A 14,192-nucleotide genomic window follows, 5' to 3' on the forward strand; every position below is an offset into this window, starting at 1 on the left:
GGGCGGCAGTCGTGCGATCGGGAGGGGCACTGGTGAGTGATCAGGAGCAGTACGGCCAGGAGCCCTACCGGGGCCGCGACCCGTACGCCCCGTACTCGCCCGGCTACCCGCAGCCTCAGCCGCAGGACCACGAAGGCCAGGACGGCTACGAGGGATACGACCCGTACGCCGACCAGGTCCCGCCCGGGCAGCAGCAGTACGCGCAGCAGCAACAGCAGCAGTACGCACAGCAAGAGCAGTACGCACAACACCAGCAATACGGCGGTCAGTCCTACCCCGGCCCGGCGGCCCAGGGCTACCCGGAGCAGTCCCAGGGCCAGGGCTACGGAGCCCAGGGCCACACCCCGTACCCGAACCAGGGGTACGGGGGCCAGGGCTACGCGGAACAGGGCTACGCCGGCCAGGACTACGCGGGCCAGGGCTACCCGGAGCAGGGGTACGCCGGTCAGCGGCATCCCGTCCAGCCGCATCCCGGCCAGGGCTACGGGCCGGAGCAGGGCCACCCGGAGCAGGAGCACCCCGCCGCCCAGCCCTCCGCCGCCGTGCCCCAGCAGCGCTCACCCGGGCCGGGGCCCGCCGAAGCGGAATCCGGGCCGCCCTCCGGCGCGCAGGGAACGCAAGGGGACTTCCACACCGAGGAGTTCGCCTTCGTCGAGGAGGAGGACGAGCAGGCCGAGGACGTCATCGACTGGCTGAAGTTCTCCGAGTCCCGCACCGAGCGGCGCGACGAACGCAAGCGCCGGGGCCGCCATCGGGTCGTGCTGCTGGTCGTGGTGCTCGCGCTGGCCCTGGCGGGCGGCGTCGGCTACCTGTGGCAGTCGGGCAGGCTGCCGGGGCTGGGCGCGGGCCGGGGCACGGCAGCCGCCGCGGGCGCCCAGAAGCGCGACGTGATCGTGGTGCACCTGCGCGAGGTCGACAGCGACGACAGCTCCACCGCGCTGCTGGTGGGCAACGAGACCACCGGCGAGGGCACCACCGTGCTGCTCCCCAACTCGCTGACCCTCAGCCCCGACGCGGGGACCACCACGCTGGCCAAGTCCGTGGTGGACGACGGCGCGGCGCCCACCCGTGACGGGCTCGACACCCTGCTGGGCGCCGACATCCAGGGCACCTGGCGGCTGGACACGCCGTACCTGGAGATCCTTGTGGACGCCGTCGGCGGCATCACGCTGGACGCGGACGCCACCGTCGCCTCCGGCGGCAAGACGCTGGTCACCGCGGGCAAGGGCCAGGAACTCGACGGCCAGGCCGCGGTCGCCTACGCCACCTACCGGGCGCCCGGCGAGCCGCAGTCCCAGCAGCTCGCCCGGTTCGGGCAGGTCATGCAGGCGGTGCTGACGAAGATGCCGGCCACCGCCTCCGCCGCCACCAAGATCGTCAACACCCTGGGCGCGATCCCCGACCCCTCGCTGTCCAACGCCCAACTCGGCGCGACCCTGGCCCAGTTGGCGCAGCAGGCGCAGGGCGGCCACTACCGCACCACCATGCTGCCCGTGCGGAGCGACGGCACCCTCAGCGAGCAGGCCACCGACGACGTGGTGAAGAACGTGCTGGGCGGCGCCGTGAAGAACGCCGACCCCAGCGGCATCCCCACGGTCGCGGTGCGCAACGCGACCGGCAGCGCCAAGTCGGGCGACGCCGCCCAGGTGCAGGTCGTCAACTCCGGCTACACCTACGTCAGTGGCGGCACCGCCGCGCCGCAGAGCCGCTCCCAGGTGCTGTACGGCTCGACCGCGCAGAAGGCGGCGGCGGGCGAGCTGGCCAAGACGCTGGGGCTGTCCGCCTCCGAGGTCCGCCAGGGCCAGGGCGCGGCGAACGCGCAGATCACGGTGGTGCTCGGCGCGGACTACCACCCGGCGGCCGGTTCGTAGCCGGGCCGCCGCACGGCGGGGCCCGTCGCCGGGCGCGGCGCCGGCCCGGCGAGATCAGGTGACATGTCCGCCATAGAAAGATGACATGTCCGCCGTAGAAAACGGCGGCGGACATGTCACCGGGACGTGAGACCCTGGTGGGGTACCCGTACCCGACCGGAAAGCACACCCTGTGACCGCCACGGACCGCTCCATCGAGCTGATCAGCACCGCCGCCCAGGCAGCGGCCGACAAGCTCGCGCACGACATCATCGCGTACGACGTCAGCGACGTGCTGTCGATCACGGACGCGTTCCTGCTGGCCTCCGCGCCCAACGACCGGCAGGTCAAGGCCATCGTCGACGAGGTCGAGGAGCGGCTGAACAAGGAACTCGGCGCCAAGCCGGTGCGCCGCGAGGGCGAGCGCGACGGCCGCTGGGTCCTGCTGGACTACGTCGACATCGTCGTCCACGTCCAGCACGCCGAGGAGCGCGTCTTCTACGCGCTGGAGCGGCTGTGGAAGGACTGCCCGGAGATCGAGCTGCCCAAGGACGCGGTGGAGACCCGCGGCAAGGCGGCCGAGTACGCCCGCGAGCGGGACGCCCAGCCGGACGGGGAGACGAACTGAGCGCCCCGGCCGCGTCCGGCGGCGCCGCACCCCAGGCCGGACGGGGACGCCGCATCGTCCTGTGGCGGCACGGCCAGACCGCCTGGAACCTGGAGCGCCGCTTCCAGGGCACCACGGACATCCCGCTCACCGAGACCGGTGTGGCCCAGGCACGGCGGGCCGCCCGGCTGCTGGCCGCGCTCGGCCCGGACGCGCTCGTCTCCTCCGACCTGGAGCGCGCCCGCCACACCGCCGCCGAGCTGACCGCCGTCACCGGCCTGGAGCCCACGTACTACGAGGGCCTGCGGGAGACCTACGCGGGCGTCTGGCAGGGCCTGACCAACGGCGAGATCATGGCCCGCTACGGCGAGCAGTACGCGGCCTGGAAGCGCGGCGAGCCGGTCCGGCGCGGCGGCGGCGAGCTGGAGACCGAGGTCGCCGACCGGGCGGCCCCCATCGTGCTGCGCGAGGTCGAGAAGCTGCCGGAGGACGGCACGCTGGTCGTCGTCAGCCACGGCGGCGCGATCCGCACCACGATCGGCCGCATCCTGGGCCTCGCCCCGTCGTCCTGGGAGTCGCTCGGCGGGCTGTCGAACTGCTGCTGGTCGGTCCTGGGCGAGGGCGTGCGCGGCTGGCGCCTGCTGGAGCACAACGCGGGCACCCTGCCCGAGCCGGTGCTCGGCGACGACGCCTGAGGGCGGTCCCCGGGAGCGGATTTCGTATCCGGGCAGGTCACACGCTAAGCTCTAGGTGTTCCGAACGAGCGGCGAGTACGCGAGCGGGAACAGCGGGGCTATAGCTCAGTTGGTAGAGCGCCTGCATGGCATGCAGGAGGTCAGGAGTTCAATTCTCCTTAGCTCCACGAAGGCGAGAGGCGAGGCGTGGCCGCGTAGAAGCGCGGACCGCCTCGCCTTCGTCGTCTCTCCGTACACCTGGTCTGCGGGCTTGCGGGCGCTTCGCCCCCCGCGTCGCCGTGGCGTTCGGCTTCGTCCGCCCCAACTGGGCGCGGCTGCCCAGGCGTCGGCGGGCGGGGAAGCGCTAGGCGTCCGCCGCGTACATGTAGTCGCCGGTCCGCGCGGAGAGATGCGCACCGCCGCCGAGCGGGCGGCCCGGGGGCCTGCGCAGGGCCCGTACCGCCTGCACCCCGGTCAGTGCCAGGAAGGCCAGCCCGACCGCCGGGTAGGCGGCGGACAGCAGCATCTGCCCCGCGTTCTGACGCAGTTCGGGGCGCCCAGGGCCGTGCGGCACCGCCCAGATCAGGTAGCTGCAGAACACCAGCCCGGCCGCCCCCGCGCCGATCCGCCACCGCAACTCGCCGCGCCGCAACGCCTCCGAGGCCAGCAGCAGCACCATCGGCACGCACCACACCCAGTGGTGCGACCAGGAGATCGGGCTCACCAGCAGCGCGGTCGCGGCGCAGGCGCAGGCGGCCCAGGCCGAGCCGGACGGCAGCCGGTCGCCCGCCAGTGCCGCCGCGACGGCCACGGCGAGCCCGAGCAGGCCGATCGCGGCGGCCGACAGCAGCCAGGAACGGCCGGGGTCGGTGGAGTGCAGGACGCGGGCGATGACGCCGCGCACCGACTGGTTGGCGGTGTCCTCGACGTGGCCGACGCGATTGGCCTCGAAGATCATCCGGGTCCAGAAGCTGTGCGAGTCGCGCGGCAGCACGAGCGCGGCCGTGCCCGCGGTGACGGCGAACGCGGTGGCCGCCACCACCGCCCGGCGCAGCGCGGGGTTCCACACCCGCCGCCCCGCGCGCAGCCCGCGCCAGCCCTGGACGACGCCGACCAGCGCGAGGAAGACCGCGAACAGTGCCGGCGTCAGCTTGATCCCCGCGGCCACGCCGATGCCGATACCGGCCCAGCGGTGCCCGGAGCGCCGGGTCAGGTCCCACAGCACCAGGACCGCGAGCAGCAGGTTGATCTGCCCGTAGCGCAGCGTCGTCCACACCGGTTCGCACCACACGGCGCCCGCGGAGACGGCGAAGGTGGCCGCCGCGTGCGGCATCCGATGCGGCCGACCGACCAGCCGCAGCGACAGGTGGACGACGACGAGCAGCAGGGCGAGGTTGGCGGCGGTGGCGGCGGCGCGCATCGCGGGCACGCCGAGCCAGGTCAGCGGCGTGAAGATCATGGCGCCGAAGGGCGGGTAGGTGGTCGGCAGCTTGGCCCGCGTGGCCACCATCGCGTAGAGGTCACCGCCGGTCCTGATGGTCCAGCCCTCGGCGCGGTAGACCATGAGGTCGATCATGGAGACGTGGGCGGCCCGCTGCGCGATCCAGAAGCCGGTGAACGACACCAGGCACGCGACCGCCGCCACCACGGTCGGCCGCCTTGCCACCGCTCCCCGTACCCCGCCTGTCGGCCTGCCTTCGGCGATGGGTTGCGACGCGGTCACGGCGGCGGCTCCTGGGTCGACGGACACAGCCTCCTGACAGTACCCCGACCCACCCGCAACAGCAGCCCGTCCCACCGGCCCCGCCCGCCGCTTCCGGGCCCGAGCCCGTCCCCCCAATGGATTTGGCGAAAGGCCCCCCGGTCCGTGTAATGTTTACCCAGTCGCCGGGCCCGCCCGGCCGACGAAGACCTGGGGCTATAGCTCAGCTGGTAGAGCACTTGCATGGCATGCAAGGGGTCAGGGGTTCAAATCCCCTTAGCTCCACTTCCAGGACCCTTGTGATCTGCGGAAACGCGGTTCGCAGGGGTCTTTTTGTCAGCCCTCCGTGTTGACGCAGGGTCGCTGGGCCTGGGCCGCAAGGGTCTGGCGGAGGGATCGCCCGCCTGTGCTTCTCCGGGGGCAACGTGTGTGGGGCGACCGCTGGAGAAGCGTTCGTTGCCGGGCGAAGTCCTGGCGGGCCGGGCAACGAGTCCATCACTGGGCGATGGCTCCGCCTCCTCACCCCGGAAGAGGCCGCGAGGTCCATGGCGGCGCTCGCACGCGATGCCGCCCTCAGCCGCCAGGCGTTCGCGCACGTGGCTCAAGTCAGCAGTGGAGGGTGGGCGGAGCCAGTCGCTGAAACGCGAAGCCGCAGAGCTGCTTCGGGCCGAAGAGCAGGCGCGCCGCTTGCCGGGGCGGGGCCGTCAGCGCGCTCCGCGTCCGTAGCGGCGCTCGAAGCGTTCGACGCGTCCCGCGGTGTCCAGGACGCGTTGGGTGCCGGTGTAGAAGGGGTGGCTCGCGCAGGAGATCTCGACGTCGATCACCGGGTAGGTGTTGCCGTCCTCCCACTCGACGGTCTTGTCGCTGGTCGCCGTCGAACGCGTCAGGAACGCGTAGTCGGCGGTCCGGTCGCGGAAGACGACCGGGCGGTACTCGGGGTGGATGCCAGGCTTCATGGGATCGCCTCTCCTGCGGGGATGTCGGTGAGCGCCGGGCCGGGGGACCGGACGCGCCTCGTCGTGCGTGGTGTCTCCACTCTACAGGGAAGTGGTTGTCATTTTCATTAAGCTGGTACGGTGAGGTCCTGACGACCGGCCATCACTCATGCCCCGTTGGAGGGTCACCGTGTCAGCACAGTGCCAACTCACCGGCCGCAAGCCCGGGTTCGGCAACGCCGTCTCCCACTCGCACCGCCGCAGCAAGCGCCGCTTCGACCCCAACATCCAGCGCAAGCGCTACTGGCTGCCCAGCGAGGGCCGCCACGTCCGGCTCACGCTCAGCGCCAAGGGCATCAAGACGGTCGACGCCATCGGTGTCGAGGCGGCCGTCGCACGCATCCGCGCCAGGGGAGGCGACGTCTGATGGCGAAGAAGAGCAAGATCGCGAAGAACGACAAGCGCCGCGCCGTCGTCGCCCGCTACGCCGAGCGCCGCGCCGAACTCAAGGCCGTCATCGCCGCCCCGCACTCCACCGACGAGGAGCGTGACGCGGCGCAGCGCGAACTGCGGCGTCAGCCCCGCGACGCCAGCGCCACCCGGGTGCGCAACCGCGACGCCGTCGACGGCCGCCCCCGCGGTCATCTGCGCGCCTTCGGCATCTCCCGCATCCGCCTGCGGGAGATGGCGCACGCGGGCCAGCTGCCCGGCGTCCGCAAGAGCAGTTGGTGACGGGGCCGCTGAACCGGCGGCTGGCGCACGGATGGCGGCTGAGCGGTTCGCGCGTCCCGGGAGGTGGTCTCGTTGCGTAGGGAAGCGGATGAACTCCGCCCGAACGGACGGCCGTTCACCCTGGTCGTCTGCCGGACCGGGTGTGACGGCCCCGCGGCAGCCGAGGTCATGGACGAGTTCAGGACCGCGGTACGCGGGTGTCCGCACGGGGTGCTGGTCGCGAGCGGGTGTCTGGGCTCCGTGCTGCGCTGTGACGCGGGCACTGCGCACGGGTCCGGCGGTCGGGGCGTGTTCGCCGTGGTCCAGCCGTGCGACGCGGACCGCGGCCCGACCAGCCCGGCCATCGGACTGGGCCCCGTCCCCGACCGCGCGGGCGCCTCGGTGGTGTGCCGATGGCTCAAGGCCGGCTGCCCGGACGACGGGAGCCTTCCGGCGGAGCTGCGCCCAGGACCGCCACCGCGAACGGTGGCACACCTGAACTGATGGGCCCAACCCTCAACCCCCCCAACCCCCCAACCGATCGCCGGAGTGGCACGACTGCTGTAGCGGCCCCCGGCGGCGCGTCCGCACATCCGGTCGGCCTCACCGCCCGGCCAACCGTTGTTCTCATCCCATCCCCCGGAAAGGCCCCCGATGGCAGTCCCGAAGCGCAAGACGTCCCGCAGCAACACGCGTCACCGCCGCGCCCAGTGGAAGGCGACGGCACCCGCGCTGGTGCCCGTCACGGTCGACGGCAGCACGTACCTCGTGCCGCAGCGGCTGAAGAAGGCCTACGAACGCGGCCTCCTGCGCCCGGAGGGCTGACGCGGATGCCGTACGACCGCCTGCCGGTGAATGTGCTCTCGGGGTTCCTGGGAGCGGGCAGGACCACGCGGCTCGACCATGTCCTGGCCAACCGCGAGCAGTCGCGCGAGCACACCGGCCTCACCCGTCCCGCCCACGCCAGCATCCGCGTCCGTGGCACGCGGACCGGGACGTCGCTGATCCACGCCGTCGAAGCCTCGGAACCCGTCGCGGCCTGACCTCGGGCGGGAGGGGCGGATCCTCGCGGCCGCCCCTCCCCATCCGCTCGCCGCGGGCGACGGGCCGTCACCAGCCATACGGGCTAGCCGGTGTGGGCCCAACGCGGGAGCGGGAGGTTTGGGATGGGGGAACGGAGGCAAGCCAGCAGAGATGCTGGCGGTCCACCCTTGCCCGCCAGGTCGCCGACCCGCGTTCAGGAGAAGCGATGTCGCAGCTCGATGAGGACCGCCGCCGGCAGGCTGACGACGGGCAGGACAATCCGCGCGTGGTGTCGGGGACGAGGCTCAGGAACTACCTGACGACCACCGATCACAAGACGATCGGCAGCATGTACCTGGTGACCTCGTTCGGCTTCTTCCTCGTGGCCGGAATCCTGGCCATGCTGATGCGAGCGGAACTCGCGCGCCCCGGGCTGCAGATCGTCACCGAGGAGCAGTACAACCAGCTGTTCACCATCCACGGCACGATCATGATGCTGCTGTTCGCCACCCCGACGTTCGCGGGCTTCGCCAACGCGGTGATGCCCTTGCAGATCGGCGCCCCCGACGTGGCGTTCCCGCGGCTGAACGCCGTGACCTACTGGCTCTTCCTGTTCGGAGGGCTGATGGTCGTCTCCGGATTCCTGGTGCCCGGCGGCGCGGCGTCCTTCGGGTGGTTCGCCTACGCGCCGCTCAACAGCGCCGTCCACACTCCCGGCGCCGGCGGCGACCTGTGGACGATGGGCCTGGTCACCGCGGGGCTGTCCACCACGCTGGGGTCGGTGAACTTCATCGCCACCATCGTGTGCCTGCGGGCACCGGGGATGACGATGTTCCGGATGCCGATCTTCACCTGGAACATCCTGTTCACCTCGATCCTGGCGCTGCTGGCGTTCCCGGTGCTCACCGCCGCGTTGCTGGCCCTGGAGGCGGACCGCAAGTTCGGCGCGCACGTCTACGACCCCGCCAACGGCGGGGCGATCCTGTGGCAGCACCTGTTCTGGTTCTTCGGCCACCCCGAGGTCTACATCGTGGCCCTGCCGTTCTTCGGTGTGATCACGGAGATCATTCCGGTCTTCAGCCGCAAGCCGACCTTCGGATACGTCGGAATGGTCAGCGCGACGATCGCCATCACCATGCTGTCGGCGACCGTGTGGGCGCACCACATGTTCGCCACCGGGATGGTGCTGCTGCCGTTCTTCTCGCTGATGTCGTTCCTGATCGCCGTGCCGACCGGGGTGAAGTTCTTCAACTGGATCGGCACCATGTGGCACGGCACCCTGTCCTTCGAGACGCCGATGCTGTGGTCCATCGGCTTCCTGGTGACCTTTCTGCTGGGCGGGCTGAGCGGGGTGCTGCTCGCGTCACCGCCCCTGGACTTCCACGTCACCGACTCCTACTTCGTCGTCGCGCACCTGCACTACGTGCTGTTCGGCACGATCGTGTTCGCCACGTTCGCGGGGTTCTACTTCTGGTGGCCGAAGTGGACCGGGCGGATGCTGGACGAGCGGCTCGGGAAGATCCATTTCTGGACGCTGTTCGTCGGCTTCCAGACCACCTTCCTCGTCATGCACTGGCTGGGGGAGGCGGGCATGCCGCGGCGCTACGCCGACTACCTGGCGGCCGACGGCTTCACCACCCTCAACACGATCTCGTCCATCGGCGCGTTCCTGCTCGGCATGTCCACCCTCCCCTTCCTGTACAACGTGTGGAAGACCGCGAAGTACGCGCCGAAGGTCGAGGTCGACGACCCCTGGGGCTTCGGACGGTCGCTGGAGTGGGCCACGTCCTGCCCCCCGCCGCGCCACAACTTCCACGCCCTGCCGCGCATCCGTTCCGACTCACCCGCCTTCGACCTGCATCACCCCGAGGTGCTGCACCTGAGGCCCGGGACGACGGGCACGGTCGTGCCGACCCCCGACACGATGGGAGAGCAGAGCGAATGAAGGCCGAGGCGTACCTGTTCGGCGGCGTCGCCGCCTTCTTCCTGGTCACCGACGTCATCTACACCTGGTTCGCCAAGGAGCCGGCCGGCACCGCCGCGCTGACCGTGTCGTTCCTGATGGCGACGATCATCTCGTTCTTCTTCGCCATGACCTACCGGCGCAAGGGCCGCAGGCCCGAGGACGTCCAGGACTCGGAGATCCGGGACCGCGCCGGGCCGCTGGACTTCTTCCCGCCGCACAGCGGCTACCCGCCGATGACCGGGCTGGGCTTCGCGCTCCTCGGTGTCGGGATCATCTACGGGCTCTGGCTGTTCCTCATCGCGCTCGGCATCCTGGCCGCGGGCGTCATCGGCATGGTCTTCGAGTTCAACGGGCACGACTGACCGCGAGCGCCCTGCCCGCCGACCGGGAACCCCTGTCCGCGGACGGGCCCGTGCCGGCGGCCGGTCCTCGGCGGTCGCCCGCCGGTCGGGCCGGCGCTACTCGTCGGACTCGGCCACGGGTTCGGCGAGCCTGGCGGCGATCTCCCGCCGTTCGTCCTTCGTCACGGGCATCTGGACCGAGTCCCGGTAGTACCAGCCGCTGAGGAGCGCCCTCAGCCGCTCCCCGCGCGGGGCGTCGCCCGTGGGGCGGGGCAGGGGCCGGGGCACCTCCCGGACGACGAGCCGGTAGCGGTCCGCGGCCGAGACCGGGCGATGGCTCTCACCGAGCGCGCCCGAGACGTTCTGGCTGACCTTGCCGGTCTCGTGGCCCTCCGTCAGCAGCCGGCGGTCGTGGGCCTGCAACGCCAGGCAGATCCGCTTGGTGACGAGGAAGCCGATCACCGGTCCGACGATCACGGCGACCCGGAAGATCCACGTCAGCGCGTTGACCGACCACCGGAAGCTGTAAGCGATGACGTCGTTCCCGCCCGCCAGCAGCAACACCGCGTAGAAGACGATGGCGGCGACCCCCAGGCCCGTACGGGTAGGGCGGTCCCGGGGGCGGTCCAGCAGGTGATGCTCCGACAGGTCCCCGGTCACCCACTTCTCGAAGAACGGGTAGAGGTAGAGCACCAGGAACAGCACGGCCGGCAGGATCACCGCGGGGATCAGGACGTTCCACATGATCGTGTGGCCCGCCACGTTGTTCTCCGACGGCGGCATGATCCGCAGGGCGCCTTCGAGGAAGCCCACGTACCAGTCCGGCTGGGCGTCGGTGGCCGCCGTGTCGGGCACGTAGGGGCCGTAGTTCCAGATGGGGTTGATCTGCCCCACCGCCGCCAGGGCGGCCAGCACTCCGGAGACCATCAGGAACAAGCCGGTCGACTTCGCCATGAAGTGCGGGAACATCGGCTGGCCCACCACGTTGCGGTTGGTCTTCCCGCGTGCCGCCCACTGCGTGTGCTTGAGGTAGACCACCAGGACCAGGTGAGCGGCGATCAGCGCCACCAGCAGGCCGGGGACGAGGAGTACGTGGACGGCGTACAGCCGGGGGATGATCGCGTGCCCGGGGTAGGAGCCGCGCCACAGGAAGTAGGCCAGGTAGGTCCCGACGACGGGAATGGACAGCACGATGCTGTTCGCCGTGCGCAGGCCCGTACCCGACAGCAGGTCGTCGGGGAGGGAGTAGCCGCAGAAGCCCTCCAGCAGCGCCAGGAGGAAGAGCGTCACCCCGACGACCCAGTTGATCTCCCGGGGCCTGCGGAACGCCCCGGTGAAGAACACCCTCAACATGTGCACGCCGATGGCGGACACGAAGACCAGCGCGGCCCAGTGGTGCATCTGACGGATCAGCAGACCGCCGCGTACGTCGAAGCTGATGTCCAGGGTGGAGGAGTAGGCGTCGGTGACGACCAGGCCGCGCAGGGGCGCGTACGAACCGTGGTAGACCTGCTCGCTCATACTGGGCACGAAGAAGAGCGTCAGGTACACACCCGTCAGGAGCAGTACGGCGAAGCTGTAGAGGGCCAGTTCTCCCAGCAGGAAGGACCAGTGGTCGGGGAAGGCCTTGCGCAGCAGTTCCCGGCCCGCCTCGGCGGCCGGCAGCCGCCGGTCGAGTGCCTCGAACCCCGTGACCGCCTTCTCCCGTGCCTTCTCCTCGACCCTGGCCTTCTTCTGACGCCCCAGCATCCGCCACGCTCCCCATCCGCTTCCGTCGGCTGAGGAATGGGTAACCGGATCCGGCCGCCTCGAACCCGGCCGCGTCGGGCCGGGCGCACGCCACGCATGCGGGCCGGGGCGCACGGCACGGGGGCGGGCCGCGGCCCGCCGAACGTCTCACCAGCCGACGTCGGTCCCGCGCCGGCCCTCCGCGAGCGGCTCGTCCCCGGCCCGGGCGAAGGCCTGCAACGCCTCGATCAGTCCGCCGCGTTGGGTACGCGGCATGCCGGCGACGATGCGCGCGATCTCCGCACGGCGCCGTTCGGTCGCCTCGCCGACCACGCGGCGGCCCGCCTCGGTGAGGCTGATGAGGATCTCGCGCCGGTTGGCGGGGCTCGGCGCGCGGTCGAGCATGCCGGCGGTCGCCAGCCGGTCGACCATGCGCATCGCGGTGGAGGGGATCACGTCGAGGTGCTCGCCGAGCCGGGAGATGTTCATCGGGCCGCGGGTGTCCAGGACCACCAGCATGCGGAACTGCGGCAGGGTGAGCGTCTCCTCGACGGAGGCCAGGGAACGGGCGGACACCGCCACGAGCAGCCGGGAGGCGGTGAGGACGGCCGTGACGACCTCGTCGGCCGCGTCGTCGTGGGCCCCGCCGTCCTCGGGCTCGTCGGCGCGAGGGGGGCGGTCGGTGGTGGGCGCGCGCTTGGACATGCCCCCTTTCTACCCCGTCGCGCCGCCCGCCGGAGGACCCGCGGTCTCACGGATCGGACGGGTTTTGCACAGGGCAATGGTCGGTATTGCATAATGCAAATATGACGAACACCGCCGATCCCGCCTCCCCGCCCGCGATACCCGCCGGTGCGCCACGCGTCCGCCGAGGGCTTCCCCAGGCCCTGACGGCGCTGCGCGAGGCGAAGGGCGGCTTGCTGGTCCTGGCGCTGGTGGTCGGCGCGGGCGCCGGTCTCGGCGCGATCGCGTTCCGCTGGCTGATCAAGACCTTCACCCTGCTGCTGTCCGGCCACGCGGACTACTCCGCCGCCGGTCACGCGGCCAACCCGCACGTGCCGGGGCTCGGCCGGTGGTTCGTGCTGCTCGCGCCGGTGCTCGCGGGTCTGGTGTACGGGCCGCTGGTGCACCGGTTCGCCAAGGAGGCGCGGGGGCACGGTGTGCCCGAGGTGATGTTCGCGGTGGCCCGGCGCGGCGGCCGGATCGCGCCGCAGGTCGCGGTCGTGAAGTCGCTGGCGTCCGCGTTGTGCATCGGCGGCGGCGGGTCCGTCGGCCGGGAGGGGCCGATCGTGCAGATCGGCTCCGCGCTCGGCTCCACGCTGGGGCGGATCGTGCGGATCGCCGAGGACCGGATGCGGGTGCTGGTCGCGTGCGGCGCGGCCGGTGGGATCGCGGCCACCTTCAACGCCCCGCTGGCAGGCGTGTTCTTCGCGATGGAGCTGATCCTGCGGGACTTCACCGCCGAGTCCTTCGGCATTGTCGTGCTGGCGTCGGTCACCTCCTCGGTCATCGGCCGCGCCGCCTTCGGCAACACGCCCTTCCTCCACCTGCCGCCGTTCGCCGTGCACCACGTCTCGGAGTACCTGCTGTTCGCCGCTCTTGGGCTGCTGGCCGGTGCGGTGGGCGTCGGGTTCACCCGGATCCTGTACTGGGTGGAGGACGCCTGCGACTGGGCCTGGCGGGGGCCGGAGTGGGCGCGGCCCGCCGTGGGCGGGGTGCTGCTCGGCGTGCTGCTGCTGGTGCTGCCGCAGATGTACGGGGTCGGCTACCCGGTGCTGGAGAACGCGGTCAGCGGCAAGTACGTGATCGGCTTCCTGCTGGTGCTGCTGGTCGGCAAGATCGTGGCGACCAGTCTGACCATCGGCATCGGGGGCTCGGGCGGGGTGTTCGCGCCGTCCCTGTTCATGGGCGCGATGCTCGGCGCCGGCTACGGTGCCGCGTTGCAGCACCTCGCGCCGGGGATCGCGGGACCGGTGGGCGCGTACGGGCTGATCGGGATGGGCGCGGTGTTCGCCGGCGCGGCCCGGGCGCCGATCACCGCCGTGATCATCATGTTCGAGCTGACCGGTGAGTACTCGATCATCCTGCCGCTGATGGCCGCGATCGTGCTCGCCACGGGGGTGAGCCGCTGGCTGTCGAACGACACGATCTACACCCTGAAACTGCGCCGCCGGGGGATCGACCTCGACGAGCAGCCCGCGCACGCGCCGCTGGCCGGGGTCACCGTCGAGGCGGTGATGGAGCCGGTCCCGCGTCCGCTGGCCGGTGCCATGCCGCTGGCGGACGCCGTGGACGCGCTGGTGCGCTCGCCGCACGGCGTGCTGCCCGTCGTCACCGACGGCGACACCTACCTGGGCACCGCCACCGCCAGAACGGCCGCCGAGACCCTCGCGGGCGAGACCGGCACGGCGGCGCCGGTGAGTTCGATCACCCACCTGCCCAAGCCGGTGGGTGCGGCGACCGACCTGTCCGACGCGCTGGACGCCCTCGTCACCGCGGACGGGGCCGGCCTGCCGGTGCTGGACGAGACGGGCTCCCGGCTCATCGGCTGGGTCACCCACCAGAGCATCCTCACCGCGATGCACCGCGGCCCGGAGTCAGGAGCGGCGGCGCGGCCGAAGGCGGCACCGGACCCGGCATGACGCCGGGCGGCGC

The 14,192-nt window shown here is 71.7% G+C and carries 13 protein-coding genes, 2 tRNA genes and 1 pseudogene; 12 read left to right on the forward strand and 4 right to left on the reverse strand.

Going from position 1 to position 14,192, the window contains the following annotated elements; translation table 11 throughout:
* Positions 1-32 precede the first annotated feature (32 nt).
* The 4 genes from CK485_RS12730 (at position 33) to CK485_RS12745 (ending at position 3,319) form a co-directional block, all read left to right on the forward strand.
* Complete coding sequence (locus tag CK485_RS12730) at positions 33-1,871, forward strand: LytR C-terminal domain-containing protein (RefSeq protein ID WP_109450017.1); 1,839 nt, start codon at positions 33-35, stop codon at positions 1,869-1,871.
* A 172-nt stretch (positions 1,872-2,043) separates the two neighbouring features.
* Positions 2,044-2,478 carry a ribosome silencing factor gene (gene rsfS, locus CK485_RS12735; protein ID WP_109450019.1) on the forward strand — a complete coding sequence of 145 codons (435 nt, stop codon included), beginning with the start codon at positions 2,044-2,046 and terminating at the stop codon, positions 2,476-2,478.
* A complete protein-coding gene (locus CK485_RS12740; RefSeq protein WP_109452896.1) occupies positions 2,475-3,152 on the forward strand; it encodes a histidine phosphatase family protein in 678 nt (225 codons plus the stop codon). The genes rsfS and CK485_RS12740 overlap by 4 nt, the downstream gene beginning before the upstream one ends.
* A gap of 94 nt (positions 3,153-3,246) precedes the next feature.
* Positions 3,247-3,319, forward strand: a tRNA-Ala gene (locus tag CK485_RS12745).
* Positions 3,320-3,495: 176 nt separating this feature from the next.
* Here the strand turns inward: CK485_RS12745 and CK485_RS12750 are convergent.
* Entirely contained in the window at positions 3,496-4,854 is a 1,359-nt protein-coding gene (locus tag CK485_RS12750; protein ID WP_109450020.1) for a glycosyltransferase 87 family protein, read from the reverse strand.
* Between the two features lie 191 nt (positions 4,855-5,045).
* On the opposite strand from CK485_RS12750, the gene CK485_RS12755 reads away from it, so the two are divergent.
* Positions 5,046-5,118: transfer RNA gene (locus CK485_RS12755), tRNA-Ala, on the forward strand.
* A 419-nt stretch (positions 5,119-5,537) separates the two neighbouring features.
* Here CK485_RS12755 and CK485_RS12760 read toward each other — a convergent pair.
* Positions 5,538-5,789: a type B 50S ribosomal protein L31 gene (locus CK485_RS12760; protein WP_109450022.1), complete on the reverse strand. Its 252-nt coding sequence runs from the start codon at positions 5,787-5,789 to the stop codon at positions 5,538-5,540.
* A gap of 169 nt (positions 5,790-5,958) precedes the next feature.
* Between CK485_RS12760 and rpmB the strand changes: the two genes are divergently transcribed.
* The 6 genes and pseudogenes from rpmB (at position 5,959) to CK485_RS12795 (ending at position 9,830) form a co-directional block, all read left to right on the forward strand.
* Entirely contained in the window at positions 5,959-6,195 is a 237-nt protein-coding gene (rpmB, locus tag CK485_RS12765) for a 50S ribosomal protein L28 (protein ID WP_109452898.1), read from the forward strand.
* Positions 6,195-6,500 (forward strand): 30S ribosomal protein S14, encoded by a 306-nt coding sequence (gene rpsN, locus CK485_RS12770; protein ID WP_109450024.1) that lies wholly within the window; start codon positions 6,195-6,197, stop codon positions 6,498-6,500. The genes rpmB and rpsN overlap by 1 nt, the downstream gene beginning before the upstream one ends.
* 633 nt (positions 6,501-7,133) lie before the next feature.
* Positions 7,134-7,304 carry a 50S ribosomal protein L32 gene (gene rpmF, locus CK485_RS12780; protein ID WP_109450028.1) on the forward strand — a complete coding sequence of 57 codons (171 nt, stop codon included), beginning with the start codon at positions 7,134-7,136 and terminating at the stop codon, positions 7,302-7,304.
* A 5-nt stretch (positions 7,305-7,309) separates the two neighbouring features.
* Positions 7,310-7,402 (forward strand): annotated as a pseudogene (locus CK485_RS30080) (GTP-binding protein); the annotation flags it as partial.
* A gap of 326 nt (positions 7,403-7,728) precedes the next feature.
* Positions 7,729-9,447 carry a cytochrome c oxidase subunit I gene (gene ctaD / locus CK485_RS12790; protein ID WP_109450032.1) on the forward strand — a complete coding sequence of 573 codons (1,719 nt, stop codon included), beginning with the start codon at positions 7,729-7,731 and terminating at the stop codon, positions 9,445-9,447.
* Positions 9,444-9,830, forward strand: coding sequence for a cytochrome c oxidase subunit 4 (locus CK485_RS12795; RefSeq protein WP_109450034.1), 387 nt, complete (start codon positions 9,444-9,446; stop codon positions 9,828-9,830). Before ctaD ends, CK485_RS12795 begins: the two co-directional genes overlap by 4 nt.
* Positions 9,831-9,926: 96 nt before the next feature.
* Here the strand turns inward: CK485_RS12795 and CK485_RS12800 are convergent, their stop codons facing one another.
* Entirely contained in the window at positions 9,927-11,558 is a 1,632-nt protein-coding gene (locus CK485_RS12800; RefSeq protein ID WP_109450036.1) for a cytochrome bc complex cytochrome b subunit, read from the reverse strand.
* Between the two features lie 147 nt (positions 11,559-11,705).
* Positions 11,706-12,242 carry a MarR family transcriptional regulator gene (locus CK485_RS12805; RefSeq protein ID WP_109450038.1) on the reverse strand — a complete coding sequence of 179 codons (537 nt, stop codon included), beginning with the start codon at positions 12,240-12,242 and terminating at the stop codon, positions 11,706-11,708.
* Positions 12,243-12,457: 215 nt separating this feature from the next.
* Between CK485_RS12805 and CK485_RS12810 the strand changes: the two genes are divergently transcribed.
* Complete coding sequence (locus CK485_RS12810) at positions 12,458-14,179, forward strand: chloride channel protein (protein WP_199239426.1); 1,722 nt, start codon at positions 12,458-12,460, stop codon at positions 14,177-14,179.
* Positions 14,180-14,192: the final 13 nt, after the last annotated feature.

It is taken from the genome of Streptomyces sp. ICBB 8177, assembly GCF_003144095.1.
Lineage (GTDB): Bacteria > Actinomycetota > Actinomycetes > Streptomycetales > Streptomycetaceae > Streptantibioticus_D.